This is a genomic window from Brachybacterium timonense (genome assembly GCF_900258505.1).
In the GTDB taxonomy this organism is placed as follows: domain Bacteria; phylum Actinomycetota; class Actinomycetes; order Actinomycetales; family Dermabacteraceae; genus Brachybacterium; species Brachybacterium timonense.
Window position 1 is genome coordinate 2,249,925 of the sequence record NZ_LT984895.1, and the last position, 17,884, is coordinate 2,267,808.

The following is a 17,884-nucleotide window of genomic DNA, read 5'->3' on the forward strand; positions in this document are numbered from 1 at the left end:
GCTGATCTCTCGGGAAGGCTTCACTGGTCATTATCGACCTCACATTCTCGCGGGCGAGTATCGAATCTGCGTGCGGCTGCCAGTGCCATGCCCAACAGGATCACCAGCATGAGCGCCATAGCAAAGCCGAGGACGGTGAGCGTCGTCAGCAGTGGCCATGGCGCGAAGTACAGCAACCCCAGTGGGATGCCTGCGAAGAAAACAGAGAAGACTAGCAGCCACCCCTGATTCTCTGTCACGACGAACACTGTGGAGATCGGTGAGGTGACCAGCTGCATCGCGAGCCACGGCGTCAGGGCACGGGCGATGTCTCCAGCCATGTCCCACTGTGGGCCCAGCAGCAGCAGGAACAGCCAGGGGGCGGTGAGATAGATCAGTCCAAACGGCACTGTAGCGATGAGCAACGATCGAATCATCGTAGCCCGGACCAGTCGATACATATCACCGGGCTGGACCCGAGCGAGCTTCTGGAAGAAGACCTGAGAGATCGCGCTGTTGATGAGCCCGATGGGCGCCTGCAGGATCCGCCAGGCCATATTGAACTGCCCCACGGCACCGAGCGCCACCAATCCGATGAGCAGCGGGATGCCATTGAGCCGGATACCGTCAATGAGCGCATTGGGCAGGTTCAGCAGAGGCATCTTGCGATACCGGCGGACCAGTTCCCTGCGCGAGGGTGTCTCCTCGGACACCTCGTGCATCAAGTCTCGGGACTTGCGCCGCAAATTCACGAACGCGAAGGCCTGGCCGAGCAGCGTACCCAGCTGCAATCCAAGGAGGGAGCGCATGCCGAGCGCTCCGAACAGCACCTGTCCGCCAGCTGAGCCGATCATCTGCTGCACGCGATTCACAGAGATCGTCCGGTAGTCAGTTTTGCGGTTGAACCAGTACTGCAGCACATTGACCTGTGCCACGAAGAAAATGGTCAATCCGGCGAGCGGAAGCCAGGTAGCCAGAGCAGCACTGTCGTAGATCCGAAGCACCACGTCGTGAAGCAGCAGTGCCAACAGTGACGCGCTTGCGGCGACTGCGATATTCGAGATCGTTGCGATGCTCGCGATCCGGCGGGCATCGTCATCGCGCTCAGGCAACATGATCGTCATGTCAAGGCGGAGGGAGGCCACGGTGATCGCGATCGCCGTGAGCGATCCATAGATGGCGAACTGCCCGAAAACCTCTGGGGTGAACAGGCGAGCCGTGATGAGGCTTGCCGCAAATGCGACGATCTGCGCGATCGCCGTTCCTGACACCAGCACCAGGATGTGCCGCAGAGTTGGGTACTTCTGAACCAGGCGTGCGAACCGCCCTGAGGCTCCCCCGGGTCGAGCCATGGTGATGCGTTCCTTCCCGGCGGTCCGTATGCGCCTGACATAGTAGTACGGGGTTCCCGAGACAGGGACGCCATCGAGAGGCATGTCGCCTTTGAGCGCTCTGGAGAGAGGAGACAGGATGGCCCATCATCCTCGTCGGATCGCAGTAACCACCCCACTGCTGGCGATCCCGCCCACCTATTTCGTCACGGAGCACGCCGAGCACTTGCTTCGACCTGGTGCAGCCTGGATGTTCCGCGTGCATCCCCTGGCCTCCCACGTCACCAAGGGGGCGACGCGGATCCCGATCATCCCAGCGCTGCCGAATCTCGGATCATTCTCGCAGCGCTCGCGGATCGCCTCGGCGGCGATGCCGCTCCAGGCACGACACGTCATCCGCGAGCGACCCGACCTTATCCATCAGCATCATGGCGTGTGGACCGCCGGTGCTGCAGCAGCAGCACGCATCCTGCGAATCCCGATGATCACCACCTTTCATGGCACCGATGCCGTCACCGCGGCGCTGCCCCATCCGCAGGGCCTGCAGAGGGTGCACCGTCAGCAGGCACGGCTCGCGTTCTCACGCTCGGATCGCATACTCGCGGTGAGCGAACACCTGCGCAGGACCGCACTAGCCGCTGGCGCACCTGCTGATCGCACTCTGGTCCACTACCAGGGCATCGATACCGACGTTTTCACACCATCGCCCATCCGTATGGACCGTCCGCCGGCGATCTACGTCCTCAGCGCGTTGATCCCGCGTAAGCGGATCGATCTCGCCATTCGTGCCTCGCAACAGCTCATGCATGATGTCGACCACGAGCTCCACATCATCGGCGATGGCCCACTGCGTTCCGCACTGAGCCGGCTCGCGTCGGATACCCCGCACATCACATTCCACGGGCAAGTGGACCGATCGCGAGTGCTCGAGGCGCTGCGGTCAGCGGATCTGCTCGTCTTGCCATCCCGAGCAGAAGCAGCCGGGCTTGTGCTGCTCGAGGCACAGGCTTGTGGTGTTCCGGTCGTCGTCACGGGTGGGGATGGGAAGCAGGAGATGCTGCAGGACGGCGTGACCGGCACGGTTACATCCCCTGATCCCACCCCGGTGGAACTGGCCCGCGCCCTGCACGCCTGGCTCCCCGACTCCTCGCGGATGCGCGAGCAGGTGGCGCGTGCAGCACGCAATTTCGTTGTGACGCAGCGCAGTGTGCATGTCGGCGCCGAGCGCCTCGTCCAGATCTATGACGAAGTGCTCGGCACCGCGTGATCATGCGGGATGCCAATGCGGGCGGACGTCTCAGAGCGAGACCACACGCCCGTCCCGCGCGCTCTCCAGCACCGCTTCGACGGTCCGCACCGTATTAAGCCCCTCGCGCATGGTGACGATGTTCGACGAATCTCCATGCAGCGCATTGCGGAACGCTTCATGCTCGGTCTTCAGAGGCTCCTTGCGGGTGAGCGCGTACCGGGTGACGTCCCCCTCGGACACGCCACGGAAGGACGCCATCGATTCCCAGACGTTGGTGGGGTTCTGCCCGTTCTGGTAGAAGGTGAGGTCCGCGTTCACGGTGTCGCCCACGAGAGCGCCCTTCTCCCCCGTGACCACGGTGACGCGCTCCTTGAACGGCGACAGCCAGTTGACCAGGTGCCCGGTGATCGCGCCGTTGCGGAGTCGACCTGCGATGGAGACCATGTCTTCATCGTCTCGGCCCGAGCGGCGAGTCGTCGTGGCGGCCACCGACTTGAAGTCCGACTGCGCCACCCATGCGGTCAGGTCGATATCGTGGGTAGCAAGATCCTTGGTCACACCCACGTCGGCGATCCGTGCGGGGAAGCCGCCTTGGCGGCGCGTTGCGATCTGGTAGATCTCCCCCAGCTGTCCGTCGGCGATCCGCTGACGCATCTCCTGCAACGCCGGGTTGTACCGCTCGATGTATCCCACTGCGCCCACAAGCCCCGCGGACTCGAAGGCGAGCGCGATCTCTTCCGCCTCAGCGACGTCGAACGCCAGCGGCTTCTCCACCAGGCAATGCACGCCAGCCTGCGCGAAGGTGAGTGCAACGTCCTTATGCAGGGCGGTGGGGACCGCGACCACGGCATAGTCGATGCCAGCCTTCACCAACGCCTCAGCGTCGGGCAGGATGTCGTAGCCGGCAGCGGCACCGTGCGGGTCGCCGCCCGGATCCGCCACAGCCACCAGCTCGACGCCGTCCAGTGATTTGAGGTTGCGGGCATGGTGACGCCCCATCATCCCCAGGCCGATCAGGCCCGCACGCAGTGTCGCCGTCATCTCACGCACCTGCCTTCGCCACAGCATTCACCGCGGTGATCACGCGGTCGACATCGTCATCGGACAAGCTCGGGTGCACCGGGAGCGAGATCACTTCGGCCGCGACCGTTTCGGTGACCGGCAGATCGATCTCCATCCCGTAGGACGGGAGTCGATGCACCGGAGTCGGGTAGTAGACGCCTGCTCCGACCTGGTGCTCCTCGCGCAGGGCGTCGCGGAATCGATCCCGCTCCTCGCCTGTCGCACCAGCTACTCGGATCGTGTACTGGTGGTACACGTGAGAGGCGCCTTCCCGTACCACCGGAACCACAACACCCTCGAGTTCGGTATCGAAACGGGCGGCGATCTCGCGACGACGCTCCGTCCACGCATCGACCTTGGTCAGCTGCACCCGGCCGATCGCCGCGTGAATGTCGGTCATGCGATTGTTGAAGCCCACCACCTCATTGGCGTACTGCTTCTCCATGCCCTGGTTGCGGTACAGGCGCACCACGCGGGCCATCTCCGACGTCGCGCACGCGGTCATGCCACCCTCACCGGAGGTCATGTTCTTCGTCGGGTACAGCGAGAACATCGCGCCGTCGCCGAAGGTGCCCACCTGCTGGCCGTTCAGGGTGGCGCCATGGGCCTGTGCAGCGTCCTCGAAGACCCACAGGCCGTGTTCCTTCGCGATCTCGACGATCTCGGGCATCGCGGCTGGGTGCCCGTACAGGTGCACCGGCTGGATGCCGACGGTGCGCTCTGTGATCGCAGCCCGCACTGCGGCCGGATCCAGGCAGAACGTGTCCGGATCAATATCGACGAACACGGGCACGCCGCCGCTGGCAGCCACAGAGTTCGCGGTCGCCGCGAACGTGAACGAGGGAACGATCACCTCGTCACCGGGCTTCAGACCCAGAGCCAGCATGCCCAGATGCTGCGAAGAGGTTCCCGAGTTCGTGGCCACGCATTCACGGCCGGCCACCATGTGTGCAGCGAATTCCTGCTCGAAGGCCTTCACCTCCGGGCCCTGAGCGACCATTCCGGAGGCAAGCACGCGGTCAACCGCGTCCCTCTCTTCCTGGCCGATGATCGGCTTCGCGGCGGGGATCAGAGCGGGGGTCATGAGTCGTGTCCGTCCTTCGTGTCGTCCTTCGCCGGGGCGGCCGCCTCGGCAGCAGGGTCGGAGGCGAGCTGGAGCCCGCCTGTGGTCTCGTCAGGGATGTACCACTCGCCCGTGACGGGGCACACCCACGCATCAGTGCCGTCGGAGGCTGGCTGCAGGGGCTCACCGGAGCGGCCCACCCAGGCGATTCGCCGGGCGGGAACACCGGCGACCAGCGCATGCGGGGGCACGTCCTTCACCACGGTCGCGCCGGCGGCGACCATGGCCCAGGCGCCGATCGTGACGGGCGCGACGCACACGGCGCGCGCCCCGATGGAGGCGCCTTCGCGGCAGGTCACGCCCACCGGCTCCCAATCCGTCGCCGATTTCGGGGACAGATCGGGGTTGACGGCGCGGGGGAAGTGGTCGTTGGTGAATACGGCGGCGGGGCCGACGAAGACACCGGCTTCAAGAACCGCTGGTTCGTACACCAGGGCGTAGTTCTGGACCTTGCATCCATCGCCCATGCGCACGCCGGTGCCGATGTAGGCGCCGCGGCCCACCACGCAATGCTCGCCAAGCTCGGCGTCCTCGCGGATCTGGGCGAGGTGCCAGATGGAGCTGCCCTCCCCGATTCGTGCGCGCTCGTCGACGTCCGCGCCGGGGGCGACCCGGTAGTTCGAGGGTGAACTCATAGCCGTGAGCCTACCGCGCCCATACCTCGATTCTCGGGACGCTTCGCCTGTCGGAGCGCGTCTGCCGCGTCGTCGATCCGGAGCGCGAGCATTCAGCTGCTCAGCCGTCCGCGCAGCGCCTCACCCTTCGCGTAGGCGCTGCGCCGCAGGTCCTGCTGGAACTCGACCATCTGAGCTCGCAAGCGCTGCGCGACGTCATCCGTGCCGGCGCCCAGGATCCGAGCGGCCAGGAGACCAGCATTGCGAGCCCCGCCGATGGACACGGTGGCCACCGGCACGCCGGCGGGCATCTGCACGATGGACAGCAGGGAGTCCATACCGTCCAGGTGGCGCAGCGGCACTGGTACACCGATCACCGGCAGTGGGGTGAGGGAGGCGAGCATGCCGGGCAGGTGCGCGGCGCCGCCGGCCCCGGCGATCACGACGCGCAGCCCGCGCTCTGCGGCACTGCGGCCCCAGGCCACCATGTCCTCAGGCATGCGGTGGGCGGAGACGACGTCGACTTCGACGGCCACGTCGAATTCGGCGAGCGCGTCGGCCGCTGCTTCCATCACCGGCCAGTCGGAGTCGGATCCCATCACGATGCCAACAAGCGGGGTGTGGTCGTTCTGCGTCATGGTCACTCCTGTGACGAGGATTGCTACGGATATGTGTGGGGCCGACGGTGCAGCGACGGATCGGCAGGATCACGTGCATGCCACGTCGGCCGTGGCGGCGTCCGGTCCGTCGATGATGAGCGTCTCGGCGCGGTGGGCGCGCTCGAGCAGCGACGCGGCGTTATCGCCGCACAGGGTGACGTGGCCGAGTTTGCGGCCAGGCCGCACGGACTTGCCGTACAGGTGGAGCTTCAGCTCGGGATCGACGGCGAGCGCCGCGGCGGCACCGGCGTGCAGGTCCTGCGCATGCCCGCCGAGCAGGTTCACCATCACCACAACGGGCGCGGTGGGGGTCGTCTCCCCGAGCGGCAGGTCAGCGACTGCCCGCAGGTGCTGCTCGAATTGGCTGGTGACGGCCCCATCCATGGACCAGTGGCCGGTGTTGTGGGGGCGCATGGCAAGCTCATTGACGAGCACGCGTCCATCGGCGGTCTCGAACAGTTCTACGGCGAGCATGCCGACTACGTCGAGGTCGTCGGCAATGCGGCGGGCGAGGTCCTGGATCTGCTGCTGGCGTGATGCGTCGAGGCCCGGTGCGGGGGCGATCACCTCGTAGCAGACGCCATCTCGCTGCCGGGACTCAACCACTGGATAGGCCACGGTCTCTCCCCCGGGCCGACGGGCCACCTGGGCGGAGAGCTCGCGACGGAAGTCAACGAGTTCCTCGGCGAGCAGCTCGCCACCGGCGAACCAGTCCGAGACCTGGGCTGCGTCGGTGACGATGCGCACGCCATGGCCGTCGTAGCCACCGCGGGGAGTTTTCACCACAAGGCGTCCACCCATCTCGGCGAGCGCAGCCTCGAGGTCGTCCGGTCCCGTCAGTCGCCACCAGCGCGGACAGGGGTGATCCAGCGCGGTGAGGCGCTCACGCATGTGCAGCTTGTCCTGGGCATGGGCGAGGGCGTCCGGACCTGGGCGCACCGCGGCGGCGCCAGTGCCGAGGACGCCGCGCAGGATCGGCCCGGGCACGTGCTCGTGGTCGAAGGTGATGACGTCGACGGCCTCGGCAAGTGCGCGCACTGCCGCATCGTCATCGTGGCGGCCGATCCGGGTGCTGCCGGCGACCCGTGCGGCGGATTCATCGGGGCTGGTAGCGAGGACGGTGAGGTCCAGATCGAGTTCGATAGCGGGGCCGATCAGCATGCGGGCCAGCTGTCCGCCGCCGACGACGCCGATCCGGCGGGTAGGCGGGTTCATGGGGGTTGACGTGCGCGGCTCGGTCACGGTGCCCATCGTAGGCCGCCCGCCATCGGCGATCGCAACGACGCCGGGACGGCTCATGCGGACCGCCGGGCACGTGCGCCGCGCCGGGAACGGCGCACCACGGCACCCTGCGGTAGCTGGGAGAGGTCCTGGGCCTCGTCCTGCGGCTCTGTCTCGTCGTCGATGTCTTCTTCGCCGGGGGCGGAGATCAGGAAGACGCCGAAGGTGGCGGGTTTCTCGGTCAGCAGCTCGAGGCGGCCACCGTCATCCTCGACGAGGGTGCGCGCGAGCGCCAGACCGACACCGGTGGATGAACCGCCGGAGACGGCCCGTTCAAAGATGCGGTTGCCGAGCGCGGGGTCCACGCCCTCGCCTTCGTCGGTGACCTCGATAACTGTGGAGCGGTCGCTGCGGCGGACCTTCACAGTCGTGCGTCCGCCGCCGTGGGCGAGGGAGTTCTCGATGAGGGTGGCGAGCACCTGTGTGAGAGGGCCGACGGACCCCCAGACGGTGGCCGTGCGCGGCACCTGGATCCGCAGTTCACGGCGGGCGTTGCGGAAAGCGGGGGACCACTCTTCGCTCTGCTGGGTCAGGATGGTGCGCAGCTCGACCACGCCGGGTGTGCGGCGGTGCGAGGAGCGCGGGGCGTTGATGAGGTCGTGCACGACCTCGGTGAGGCGGTCGATCTGCTCGAGCGAGATGCGTGCCTCGTCCCGCACCCACTCCTCCGAGCTGGTCGCGAGGATTTCATCCAGTCGCATCGACAGCGCTGTGAGCGGAGTGCGCAGCTGGTGGGAGGCGTCGGAGGCGAGACGGCTCTCGGCTTCGAGGCGCTCGGTGAGCAGGGCGCCGGAGCGTGAAAGCTCTTCGGCCACATCGTCGATCTCGGCGATGCCGGAAGGGGTCCAGGGGCCGCGGGCGCGGCCTGATCCGAGTTCTTCGGCGCGGCGGTTGAGCCGTGCCAGTGGCATCGCGATGCGTTGCGCCTGCCAGAGCGCCACGGAGACGCCCACGGAGATCGCGGCAAGACTCGCCACGGCGATCAGAACCCAGGCGCTCGCCGTGTGGGTTCGCACATCCGATTGCGGAATGTACACGTTGATCAGCTGGCCGTAAGCACCGTTGGAGTTGACGTGCAGCGGGTTGTCTCCAGGCGGGTCACCGGCGGTGATGGCGGTGCCGTCCACGGTCACGGAGATCGTGAGGAACAGGTCGGGCTGGGCGTCGACGTATTGCTGCAGCAGCGCTTCGTCGAGAGGTCTTCCCTCTGCCAGCCGTGTATCGGTGGCGATCCGGACCTCTTCGAGGACCGCGGCGGCGTCGGCGCTGAGCTGCTGCCGGGAGAGGTTCAGCCAGGAGCCGCCCAAGGGGATGCCCAGCATGATCACGGCCAGCACCACCGTGATGATGGTGGCCTGCAGCACCCGCTGCCGCACTGGTCAGCTCTCGGCGCCGGTCTCGAAGCGGAAGCCGACTCCGCGCACCGTGGTGATCCGGCGCGGGCTGGTGGCGTCATCACCCAGCTTGCGACGCAGCCAGGAGATATGCATGTCGAGGGTCTTCGTGGAGCCCCACCATTCAGCGCCCCACACCTCGCGCATGAGGTCATCGCGAGTGACCACGCTGCCTGCTTCGCGCACGAGCACGGTGAGCAGGTCATACTCCTTGGCGGAGAGGTTCAGCTCCTCACCGTCGACATAGGCGCGGCGGGCGGCGACATCCAGAGACACGCCGTGAACGTCGAGGGTGTCGGAGGATTCTTCGACAACTTGCGTGCGCCGCAGCAGAGCCCGGATGCGTGCCTGCAGCTCCCCGAGTCGGAACGGCTTGGTGACATAGTCGTCGGCCCCGGCGTCCAGCCCCACCACGGCGTCGACCTCGTCGGCGCGCGCGGTCAGCACGAGGATCGGGGATTCGAGCCCTCCCTTGCGCAGGCGACGGGCGACCTCCAGGCCGTCGATGTCCGGCAAACCGAGGTCAAGGATCACGACGTCCACGCCCTCGGGACCGGCGGCGATGGCGAGCGCGTCCATGCCGCGGCTCGCGCGCGTCACGGTGTACCCCTCCCGGTCCAGTGCACGGGAGAGCGGTTCCGCAATGGCTGAATCGTCCTCGACGAGAAGCAAACGAGTCACGGGCCCATCCTACGTGTCGCGTCGTGCCAAGCTCACAGGCCGATGCTCAGCGATGACGACCTGCCGCGCTCAAGGGTGATCGCCTCGACCTCGCCGATGCCCTGAAGGTCGACCGCGCGGACCTGGTCCATCACGAAGTCGCGCGGCACAGCATCGGCCACGCACTCGGCGGTGTGCCGGTCGATCAGGACGCTACCGGGGCGGGCAACAGCCTGAAGGCGGGCCGCGAGATTCACGGTGGGGCCGAACACGTCGCCGTAACGCGAGAACATCGACCCCCAGCACAGTCCGACTCGCACGGGCGGCAGGTCCGGGTCGGCGGTGATGATTTCGGAGAGGCTCAGTGCGATCTGCGCGCCCGCTTCCGGGGTGTCGGCGAGGAACATAATCTCGTCGCCGACGGTCTTGACCACACGCCCGCCGCCTACGGAGATGACGTCTCGGCTGACGGCCTCAAAACGACCGACCACGTCGGCGAGCTGGCCGCCCTCGAGGCTCTGGGTGAGCCGTGTGAACTGCACGAGGTCAGCGAAGCCCACAGCGCGCAGCAGCGGGAAACGCTCATCCACGTCGGTGTGGAGCACCTCGGATCCGGCGCGCGCGGCATACGATGCGAGCTGCCGACGGAAAGTGAACATGACCTGCGACTCGAGGGTGCCCAGAATCTCGGGGATCATATCGAGCATGGCTTGGCGAGCGTCGGCGTCATTCGTCCCGGCCGCGGTCTTCTCTTCATCGACCAACGCTTCGGTGATCCACATGGCCAGGCGTCCCATGTGATAGCCCAACCCGCGTGTGATCGAGATGAAGGCGCGTTCAGAGAGCACACCGTCCTCGACCAGGGCGGCGAGGTCGCCGATCGCGAACGCGTCGTCGTCCGTGAACACCACCGTGTCCTCATCCACGGGACTGAAGCCGAGCGAACGCCAGTACACGCGGGCGAGCCGTTCCGGAATGCCCTGCAGTTCACTGAGGTCGCGCAGGGAGTGGGTGCGAGAGCCCTGCAGCAGCGCCTTCTCCAGGGTGCCGACGCTGCGGCGGGCAGAGGCGAAGCGTTGGTGAATCCGCCGTACCTCATCTTCATCAAGCGGGGCGTCGGTGAGGACGGGCAGTGCCCCGGTCAGGGTACTCACCGTGCGGGCCACGCGATCATCACCGAGCTGTCGATCGGACACCATCGACACGTCCGCAGGATCGACAGCGGCATCCTCCTGCCGTGCCCCCGGGGCCGGGTCGAGGGAAACGTCACTGTCGGAGCGCTCCACCGGATCGTACCCCTGGGTCACGCTGGGTCCTCCTGCCGTCGATTCGGATGCTCTGCCAGCGCCGTGGGGCATCGTCGGGCCGTACGCGATGCACATCTCCCATGTCGATCGGCACGGGAGCGGCGCCGCCTGTGTCCACGAGCAGTCGCCCGCGCGAATCGATGCCGACAGCTCTGCCGCAGAGCGGTGCCTCCGTGGTGCCACCGAGCTGTGATTGGCCCCATGGGAGCACGCGTACCTGCTGCCCCACTGTGAGGCACGTCATAGCATAACGCTCTCGCAGCGTCTCGCCAGCGTCACCGTCACGCGAGTCGAGCGCGGCAGCGGCCATCTCGAGCGAGTCCGCTAAATGTGCATCGAAGGATTCCTCGGGGGCATCGACGTCGCGTTCGCGCCCCATGGCCAGCAGTCCTCCCTCTCCGAGCAGCCAGGCTGGCTCCAGTGCAAGGGCATCGACGGGCACGGCCGGCGGCCGCAGGTTGATCCCCACCCCGATCAGAAGGTGATCGGGGCCCTCCGCCTCCACGAGGATGCCGCCGAGCTTCCTGCCGTCCCGCGTCACGATGTCATTGGGCCACTTCACGCCAAGATCTGCACGGCTTCCCTGGTCACGCATCAGAGTCGCGATCGTCTCGAGCACAGCGAGACCTGCCACGAGCGGATACCAGCTGCGGCGCTCAGGGCCGACGGACGTGCAGTGCGCGAGGGTGAGTGCGATCCCGTCCCCCGGCGCGACAGACCAGGAGCGGCCCAGTCTGCCGCGCCCGGCGCGCTGGTCCCGCGTGAGAACCGCCAAAGGCGTCGGCGCCCCGGAGCGCACGAGGTCCCGCGCCTCATCCTGCGTGGATCCGTCGACACGGTCACGGCGGTGCAGCACGGGCCCCGCAGAGCCGGAGGGTGAATGCATCGGTGGCTGCATGAGGGGCGGCTCCAGGATTAACGAAGGATGAGAAACGAAGGATGAAAAACGCGGGCCCTGACCCGCGGCGGTGGGTAGCGTAGTATCCCCGTGTTCCCGAACCCTGCGGGTGAGCATCCCGCGCACCCGCGGCGCCGCTCCCAGGAGGCCCCGTGACCGCATCCCCCCGGCCGCTCAGCACCGCACAGCGTCTGGAGGACCTGCGCGAACGCGAGGAAAAGGCTGTCTCGGCCGCAGACTCGGTCGCAGTCCAGAAGCAGCATGCCCGCGGGAAGAAGACAGCGCGCGAGCGGATCCACGACCTGCTCGATGAGGGATCCTTCACCGAGACCGATCGCTATGTGCGCCACCAGGCACGGTCCTTCGGGATCGATGCCAAACGTCCGGACGGCGATGGCATCGTCACCGGGTACGGCACGATCGACGGCCGCCAAGTGTGCGTGTATGCGCAGGACTTCACCGTCTTCGGTGGTTCGCTGGGTGAAGCCCACGGACGCAAGATCCAGAAGGTCCAGGACCTCGCCCTACGCACCGGGGTACCGATCATCGGCATCCTCGATGGGGGCGGCGCCCGCATCCAAGAAGGCGTGGCCTCACTCGCCTCGTTCGCGGGGATCTTCCGCCGCAACACACGCGCCTCCGGCGTCATCCCGCAGATCTCGTTGATCATGGGGCCGGCGGCGGGCGGCGCCGTGTACTCCCCCGCGCTGACCGATGCGATCGTGATGGTCGAGAAGACCTCCCACATGTTCATCACCGGTCCCGACGTGATCCGCACCGTCACCGGTGAGGACGTCGGCTTCGAGGAGTTGGGCGGTGCCCGCACCCACTCGGTGCGTTCAGGCGTGGCCCACTACATGGCCCCGGATGAGTCTGAGGCCATCGAGTACGTCAAAGATCTGCTTTCCTACCTTCCGGCGAACACTCTGACGAACCCGCCGGTGTTCCCACTCGCTGTCGAGGACGAGCCCACTGCGGAGGATCGCGCGCTCGACTCCCTCGTCCCGGACTCCCCCAACCAGCCGTACGACATGCTGACCGTGATCCGCGCAGTACTGGATGAGGGCGAGTTTCTCGAGATGCAGCCAATGTTCGCCCGCAATGTCGTGGTCGGATTCGGCCGCGTGGAGGGGCACAGCGTGGGCATCATCGCCAACCAGCCCTCGCACCTGGCCGGCACACTCGACATCGATGCCTCGGAGAAGGCAGCGCGGTTCGTGCGCCTGTGCGACTCCTTCAATGTGCCCGTGCTGACCTTTGTGGACGTGCCCGGCTTCCTTCCCGGCACCGACCAGGAGTTCGGGGGCATCATCCGGCGCGGCGCCAAACTGCTGTACGCCTACGCGGAGGCGACGGTTCCGCTGATCACCCTGATCACGCGCAAGGCGTACGGCGGCGCGTACATCGTGATGGGCTCCAAGGACCTTGGCGCCGACGTGAATCTCGCCTGGCCCACCGCGCAGATCGCCGTGATGGGTGCACAGGGTGCGGTGAATATCCTCCACCGCCAGAACCTCAAGCGGGTCGCGGAAGAGGGCGGCGACGTCGAGGCCGAACGCACCCGCCTGCAGCAGGAGTACGAGGAGGAGTTCGCCACGCCGTACACGGCTGCAGAGCGCGGCTGGATCGACGGGGTGATCCAGCCGTCCCAGACTCGCTGCGAGATCACCCGGGCGCTGCGGGCGCTGCGCACGAAGCGTGACACGCTGCCCACGAAGAAGCACGGGAACATTCCGCTGTGAGCCCGCATGCATCCCACGACGCCGCCTCCCCGGCGCCGCAGCCCCGCCCCGATGTGCGCCTGGTCGGTGGCCGTCTGAGCGAAACGGAACTGGCTGCGCTCACCGCTGCTGTGGCGGCCGTGAGCGTGGCCTCTCGAGAACTCGCCCACGAGCGCGAACTGGCACAGAACACCGCCGACGACTCGAGCTGCTGGGGCGATCCCACACAGCGCCACCCGCGGGCTCATGGACTGCGCTCACGTCCAGGCCCCGGAGCCTGGCAGTTCTCCGACCGCTGAGCAGGCGCGCCTCGGTCCCCGCCCGAGGCCACAAGGACGTAGGCTCGAGCTATGCCCACCGCATCCGAGCAGAGCACTCGTACCCCGTCCGCCCTTGACGCGCTCGCTGACCGCTACGTCGACGCCGTCGCGGCAGCGGACCCCTTCAGCGCCACCGCCCTGGGCGTTCCCGGCCACGACCACGAAGTCACCGACTACTCCCCCGAGGGTTTCGCTGCCCGCACCGATCTGGCACGCGATCTGCTGCGAGCGATCCGTGAGGTGCCAGACGCCGACCACACCGACACCATCACCCGAGCTGCTCTCGAGGAGCGGCTGGGGCTGGAGATCGAACGTGCCGAACGCCGGCTGGATCAGGCTGAGGTGAACAACCTCGCCAGTGTGCTGCAGTCCCGTGACGTGCTGGACCTGATGCCCGCTGAGACCGCCGATGACTGGGATGTGCTCAGCGAACGCATGGCCGCTTTCCCTCACGCCCTGCGTGGTTGGGCGCGCACCCTGCGTGAGGCCGCAGCAGACGGCGTGCGCAGTTCGCGCCGCCAGCTGCTGCTGGGCGCTGAGCAGGCACGGGGATACGCAGCGGAGGGCGGTTTCTTCGACACATTCGCGTCAGAGGCCGCGGGGGACGACGCGCAGCGCGAGCGTGCCCACACAGCCGCCCGGACCGCAGCTGATGCGTACCGCGAGCTGGCCGATGTGCTCGACGAGCTCGCCGCTGACGCACCGGCGCGGGACGCCCTGGGCCGCGAGGACTACCCCCTGGCCTCGCAGACCTTCTTGGGTGATCGGATCGACATCGACGACACCTATGCGTGGGGCGTGGATCAGCTGCGCGCGATCATCGATGAGCAGGAGCAGGTGGCCGAGCGCATCAATGCCCGATACGGCACGGGCGCCGGCCGCAGCGTGGCGGCAGCCCGCGAAGCGCTCACCGCCGACCCCGATCGGGTCCTGCACGGCACCGATGCCCTGCAGGCGTGGATGCAGGAGCTCAGCGACCGGGCTATCGCTCAGCTGGCCGATGTGCACTTCGACATCCCTGAGCCGCTGCGTGCGCTGGAGTGCCGCATCGCCCGCACAGGCTCCGGCGGCATCTACTACACCGGCCCCAGTGAAGACCTCACCCGCCCGGGCCGCATGTGGTGGGACGTCCCCGCCGAGCAGAATGAGTTCCGCACCTGGTCGGAGACCACCACGGTGTACCACGAGGGCGTTCCCGGTCATCACCTGCAGGTGGGAACGCAAACACTGCAGGCGTCGGCGCTGAACCGCTGGCGCGCCATGATGTGCTGGACCTCCGGTCACGGCGAAGGCTGGGCACTGTACGCCGAGCGGCTGATGGAACAGCTCGGGTACCTCGACGACGACGGCGACCGGCTGGGCATGCTCGACGCGCAGCGGATGCGCGCGGGCCGTGTGGTGCTGGACATCGGCCTGCACAATGAGCTCTCAATGCCTACGGATCTGCCCGGCTCCCGCGGCGGTGCGTGGACGTACGAGTCGGCGTGGGAGTTCATGGCCGAGCACTGGAATGACCCGGAGCCGCTGCGCCGCTTCGAGCTGCACCGCTACCTGGGCTGGCCCGGGCAGGCCCCGTCGTATCGGATCGGACAGCGCGTGTGGGAGCAGCTGCGTGATACGGCGCTCGCCCGCGGCGGCGAGGACCGCGAGGCCACGCTGCGTGATTTCCACCGGCGCGCCCTGGAGCTCGGCGGGCTGCCGCTGGCCGTGTTGCGGGATGCCCTGGCATGACCACCGCAGCGCCCGAACAGATCACCGACGCCACGGGTGAGCCGGAGCCCTTGCTGCTGCTCGCCTCCTCCTCCCCCGCTCGGCGCGCCACGCTGCAGTCTGCGGGCATCGCCCACACGACGCGGCCAGTGGACCTCGATGAATCGGCGGTGCTCGCCGCCGCCCTGGCCGGGGCTGACCTGGAACCCGCCGAACAGGTACTGGTGCTCGCTCGCGCGAAAGCAGAAGCGGCCACGCGCCGTTCCGACGGCGGCTATGTGGTGCTCGGCGCGGACTCGATGCTGGAGATCGACGGCGAGATCGTGGGAAAGCCGCTCACCGCCGCGACGGCACGAGAGCGTTGGCAGGCAATGCGGGGCCGCGCCGGTGTGCTCCACACCGGACACTGGCTGGTCGATGACCGCGACCCCGACGACGGTGGCACCGGGGCGACCCTGGGAGCGACGGCATCATGCCGCGTCAGCTTCGCCGACCTCACCGATGAGGAAATCGACGCATATATCGCCACCGGCGAGCCGCTGCAGGTGGCAGGCGGTTTCACGATCGACGGCCGCGGGGGCCCGTTCATCACCGCACTCGAGGGCGACCCGCATGCCGTGGTGGGCCTGTCCCTCCCCCTGCTACGTGACCTGCTCGCCGAGCTCAAGATCGCGGTGTACGAGCTCTGGGAGGAGCCGGATTCTCGCTGACGGGCACGCTGGCCCGTCGGGGTCCTGCCCGGTACTAGACTCGACCTCTGTTCGGCTCCCGGAAGGAAGATCGCTCCTATGGCCGCTCGCCATCCCAAAACCCGCCCGCTGCGCACGGTGCTCATCGCCAACCGGGCAGAGATCGCAGTGCGCATCGCCCGGGCATGCCGGGATGCCGGTCTACGGTCGATCGCGGTGTACGCAGACCCTGACCGGGACGCACTGCACACGACAATCGCCGACGAGGCATACGCGCTCGGCGGCAGCACCGCCGCGAACTCCTACCTGGTGATCGACAAGCTGCTCGATGTGGCCGAACGCTCCGGAGCCGATGCGATCCATCCCGGCTACGGGTTCCTGGCCGAGCGCGCCGATTTCGCGCAGGCGGTCATCGACGCTGGGCTCACCTGGATCGGACCGCCGCCGGAAGCAATCGAGAAGCTCGGGGACAAAGTGTCTGCCCGCGCAATCGCGCAGAAGGTCGGGGCCCCGCTCGTGGCCGGCACCCCCGATCCGGTCTCCGGCAGTGACGCCGTGGTGGCCTTCGCTCGCGAGCACGGCCTGCCGATCGCGATCAAGGCGGCCTACGGCGGCGGCGGCCGCGGCCTGAAGGTGGCCCGCGAGGAGTCCGAGGTGCGCGAGCTGTTCGACTCCGCGGTGCGGGAGGCCACCGCGGCATTCGGGCGCGGCGAGTGCTTCGTGGAGCGCTACCTGGATGCTCCGCGGCATGTGGAGACGCAGTGCCTTGCGGACATGCACGGCACCGTGCAGGTGGTCTCCACGCGTGACTGCTCCCTGCAGCGCCGCCACCAGAAGCTTGTGGAGGAGGCCCCGGCGCCGTTCCTCACCTCGCAGCAGCAGGCGCAGCTGGTCAGCTCATCGAAGGCGATCCTGCGCGAAGCAGGCTATGTGGGTGCCGGCACCTGCGAGTTCCTGGTGGGGCGTGACGGCACCATCTCGTTCCTCGAGGTCAACACGCGTCTTCAGGTCGAGCATCCGGTGACCGAGGAGGTCACCGGTGTGGATCTTGTGCGCGAGCAGTTCCGTATCGCGGCGGGCGGTCGGATCAGCCCGCGTGATCCCGTTCCGCGCGGTCATTCCTTCGAGTTCCGCCTGAACGGCGAGGATGTCGGCCGTGGCTTCCTGCCCTCTCCCGGGCGGATCCGCCGCCTTGATCTGCCTGCCGGACCCGGCGTGCGCGTGGACATGGGTGCGCGCGCCGGCGATGAGATCTCCGGCGCCTTCGATTCGATGCTGGGCAAGCTTGTGGTCACCGGCGCCACCCGCGAGCAGGCACTCGAGCGCTCCCGACGAGCTCTTGCGGAGATGCAGATTGAAGGCATCCCCACCGTGCTGCCCTTCCACCGACTCGTCGTGGAGGATCCTGCCTTTGCTCCGGCAGATCCGCAGGAACCGTTCGGGGTTCATACTCGATGGATCGAGACCGAGTTCACCGGTGAGGTGCCTCCGGCGCCGCTTCCGGCGCAGCCCTCCGAAGAGGAGGACCGCGAAACTGTGGTGGTGGAGGTCGACGGCCGTCGGGTGGAGATCAGCCTGCCCGCCTCCCTGCGTGCCCCGCAGACCTCACGTCCGCAGCGTCGTCGCCGCTCCCACCGCGGCAGCGCTCCGGAGAGTGTCGGATCCGGTGCAGTCACCGCCCCGATGCAGGGCACGATCGTCAAGATCGCGGTGGAGGACGGACAGCACGTGGCCGACGGCGATCTATTGCTGGTGCTGGAAGCGATGAAGATGGAGCAGCCGATCACCGCGCACCGCTCCGGCATCATCAGCGGGCTCACCGCGGAGGTCGGTGCCACGGTCTCCGCCGGCGCCGCCCTGTGCAGCATCGAAGACTGATCAGGCCCG

16 protein-coding genes are annotated in these 17,884 nt (G+C 67.6%); 6 read left to right on the forward strand and 10 right to left on the reverse strand.

Going from position 1 to position 17,884, the window contains the following annotated elements:
* Window positions 1-20 precede the first annotated feature (20 nt).
* Window positions 21-1,331: a lipopolysaccharide biosynthesis protein gene (locus C8271_RS09980; RefSeq protein ID WP_106507156.1), complete on the reverse strand. Its 1,311-nt coding sequence runs from the start codon at window positions 1,329-1,331 to the stop codon at window positions 21-23.
* A 118-nt stretch (window positions 1,332-1,449) separates the two neighbouring features.
* On the opposite strand from C8271_RS09980, the gene C8271_RS09985 reads away from it, so the two are divergent.
* Window positions 1,450-2,577 carry a glycosyltransferase family 4 protein gene (locus C8271_RS09985; protein WP_170957856.1) on the forward strand — a complete coding sequence of 376 codons (1,128 nt, stop codon included), beginning with the start codon at window positions 1,450-1,452 and terminating at the stop codon, window positions 2,575-2,577.
* A 30-nt stretch (window positions 2,578-2,607) separates the two neighbouring features.
* Here C8271_RS09985 and C8271_RS09990 read toward each other — a convergent pair whose 3' ends face one another.
* The 9 genes from C8271_RS09990 to C8271_RS10030 form a co-directional block, all read right to left on the reverse strand.
* Entirely contained in the window at window positions 2,608-3,600 is a 993-nt protein-coding gene (locus tag C8271_RS09990) for a Gfo/Idh/MocA family protein (RefSeq protein ID WP_106507158.1), read from the reverse strand.
* Window position 3,601: 1 nt separating this feature from the next.
* Entirely contained in the window at window positions 3,602-4,705 is a 1,104-nt protein-coding gene (locus tag C8271_RS09995; RefSeq protein ID WP_106507159.1) for a DegT/DnrJ/EryC1/StrS family aminotransferase, read from the reverse strand.
* Window positions 4,702-5,379 carry an acyltransferase gene (locus C8271_RS10000; RefSeq protein WP_106507160.1) on the reverse strand — a complete coding sequence of 226 codons (678 nt, stop codon included), beginning with the start codon at window positions 5,377-5,379 and terminating at the stop codon, window positions 4,702-4,704. The genes C8271_RS09995 and C8271_RS10000 overlap by 4 nt, the downstream gene beginning before the upstream one ends.
* Window positions 5,380-5,471: 92 nt before the next feature.
* Window positions 5,472-5,996 carry a 5-(carboxyamino)imidazole ribonucleotide mutase gene (gene purE / locus C8271_RS10005; RefSeq protein ID WP_106507161.1) on the reverse strand — a complete coding sequence of 175 codons (525 nt, stop codon included), beginning with the start codon at window positions 5,994-5,996 and terminating at the stop codon, window positions 5,472-5,474.
* A gap of 69 nt (window positions 5,997-6,065) precedes the next feature.
* Window positions 6,066-7,268 (reverse strand): 5-(carboxyamino)imidazole ribonucleotide synthase, encoded by a 1,203-nt coding sequence (locus C8271_RS10010; RefSeq protein ID WP_106508015.1) that lies wholly within the window; start codon window positions 7,266-7,268, stop codon window positions 6,066-6,068.
* Between the two features lie 44 nt (window positions 7,269-7,312).
* Window positions 7,313-8,662, reverse strand: a complete 1,350-nt coding sequence (locus C8271_RS10015; RefSeq protein ID WP_245921090.1) for an ATP-binding protein — start codon at window positions 8,660-8,662, stop codon at window positions 7,313-7,315.
* 15 nt (window positions 8,663-8,677) lie between these two features.
* Complete coding sequence (locus C8271_RS10020) at window positions 8,678-9,373, reverse strand: response regulator transcription factor (RefSeq protein WP_106507163.1); 696 nt, start codon at window positions 9,371-9,373, stop codon at window positions 8,678-8,680.
* A 32-nt stretch (window positions 9,374-9,405) separates the two neighbouring features.
* Window positions 9,406-10,659, reverse strand: coding sequence for an adenylate/guanylate cyclase domain-containing protein (locus C8271_RS10025; RefSeq protein WP_245921091.1), 1,254 nt, complete (start codon window positions 10,657-10,659; stop codon window positions 9,406-9,408).
* Window positions 10,619-11,545, reverse strand: coding sequence for a biotin--[acetyl-CoA-carboxylase] ligase (locus C8271_RS10030; protein ID WP_170957857.1), 927 nt, complete (start codon window positions 11,543-11,545; stop codon window positions 10,619-10,621). The genes C8271_RS10025 and C8271_RS10030 overlap by 41 nt, the downstream gene beginning before the upstream one ends.
* Before the next feature lie 164 nt (window positions 11,546-11,709).
* On the opposite strand from C8271_RS10030, the gene C8271_RS10035 reads away from it, so the two are divergent.
* The 5 genes from C8271_RS10035 to C8271_RS10055 all read left to right on the forward strand — a co-directional run bounded on the left by C8271_RS10035 (window position 11,710) and on the right by C8271_RS10055 (window position 17,875).
* The gene (locus tag C8271_RS10035; protein ID WP_106507165.1) at window positions 11,710-13,299 is read left to right on the forward strand and encodes an acyl-CoA carboxylase subunit beta; all 1,590 of its coding nucleotides are present in this window, start codon (window positions 11,710-11,712) and stop codon (window positions 13,297-13,299) included.
* Window positions 13,296-13,577: an acyl-CoA carboxylase epsilon subunit gene (locus C8271_RS10040; protein ID WP_106507166.1), complete on the forward strand. Its 282-nt coding sequence runs from the start codon at window positions 13,296-13,298 to the stop codon at window positions 13,575-13,577. The genes C8271_RS10035 and C8271_RS10040 overlap by 4 nt, the downstream gene beginning before the upstream one ends.
* 51 nt (window positions 13,578-13,628) lie before the next feature.
* A complete protein-coding gene (locus tag C8271_RS10045) occupies window positions 13,629-15,329 on the forward strand; it encodes a DUF885 domain-containing protein (protein WP_106507167.1) in 1,701 nt (566 codons plus the stop codon).
* On the forward strand, window positions 15,326-16,018 hold the full coding sequence (locus tag C8271_RS10050; RefSeq protein ID WP_106507168.1) for a Maf family protein: 693 nt from the start codon (window positions 15,326-15,328) through the stop codon (window positions 16,016-16,018). Before C8271_RS10045 ends, C8271_RS10050 begins: the two co-directional genes overlap by 4 nt.
* A gap of 78 nt (window positions 16,019-16,096) precedes the next feature.
* Window positions 16,097-17,875 carry an acetyl/propionyl/methylcrotonyl-CoA carboxylase subunit alpha gene (locus tag C8271_RS10055; RefSeq protein ID WP_106507169.1) on the forward strand — a complete coding sequence of 593 codons (1,779 nt, stop codon included), beginning with the start codon at window positions 16,097-16,099 and terminating at the stop codon, window positions 17,873-17,875.
* The last annotated feature ends 9 nt before the right edge of the window (window positions 17,876-17,884 follow it).

Coding starts and splice junctions, on each gene's coding strand:
- C8271_RS09980 (WP_106507156.1), bottom strand. CDS start 1,331: ATGGCTCGACCCGGGGGAGCCTCAGGGCGGTTCGCACGCCTGGTTCAG.
- C8271_RS09985 (WP_170957856.1), top strand. CDS start 1,450: ATGGCCCATCATCCTCGTCGGATCGCAGTAACCACCCCACTGCTGGCG.
- C8271_RS09990 (WP_106507158.1), bottom strand. CDS start 3,600: ATGACGGCGACACTGCGTGCGGGCCTGATCGGCCTGGGGATGATGGGG.
- C8271_RS09995 (WP_106507159.1), bottom strand. CDS start 4,705: ATGACCCCCGCTCTGATCCCCGCCGCGAAGCCGATCATCGGCCAGGAA.
- C8271_RS10000 (WP_106507160.1), bottom strand. CDS start 5,379: ATGAGTTCACCCTCGAACTACCGGGTCGCCCCCGGCGCGGACGTCGAC.
- purE (WP_106507161.1), bottom strand. CDS start 5,996: ATGACGCAGAACGACCACACCCCGCTTGTTGGCATCGTGATGGGATCC.
- C8271_RS10010 (WP_106508015.1), bottom strand. CDS start 7,268: ATGGGCACCGTGACCGAGCCGCGCACGTCAACCCCCATGAACCCGCCT.
- C8271_RS10030 (WP_170957857.1), bottom strand. CDS start 11,545: ATGCATTCACCCTCCGGCTCTGCGGGGCCCGTGCTGCACCGCCGTGAC.
- C8271_RS10045 (WP_106507167.1), top strand. CDS start 13,629: ATGCCCACCGCATCCGAGCAGAGCACTCGTACCCCGTCCGCCCTTGAC.
- C8271_RS10050 (WP_106507168.1), top strand. CDS start 15,326: ATGACCACCGCAGCGCCCGAACAGATCACCGACGCCACGGGTGAGCCG.
- C8271_RS10055 (WP_106507169.1), top strand. CDS start 16,097: ATGGCCGCTCGCCATCCCAAAACCCGCCCGCTGCGCACGGTGCTCATC.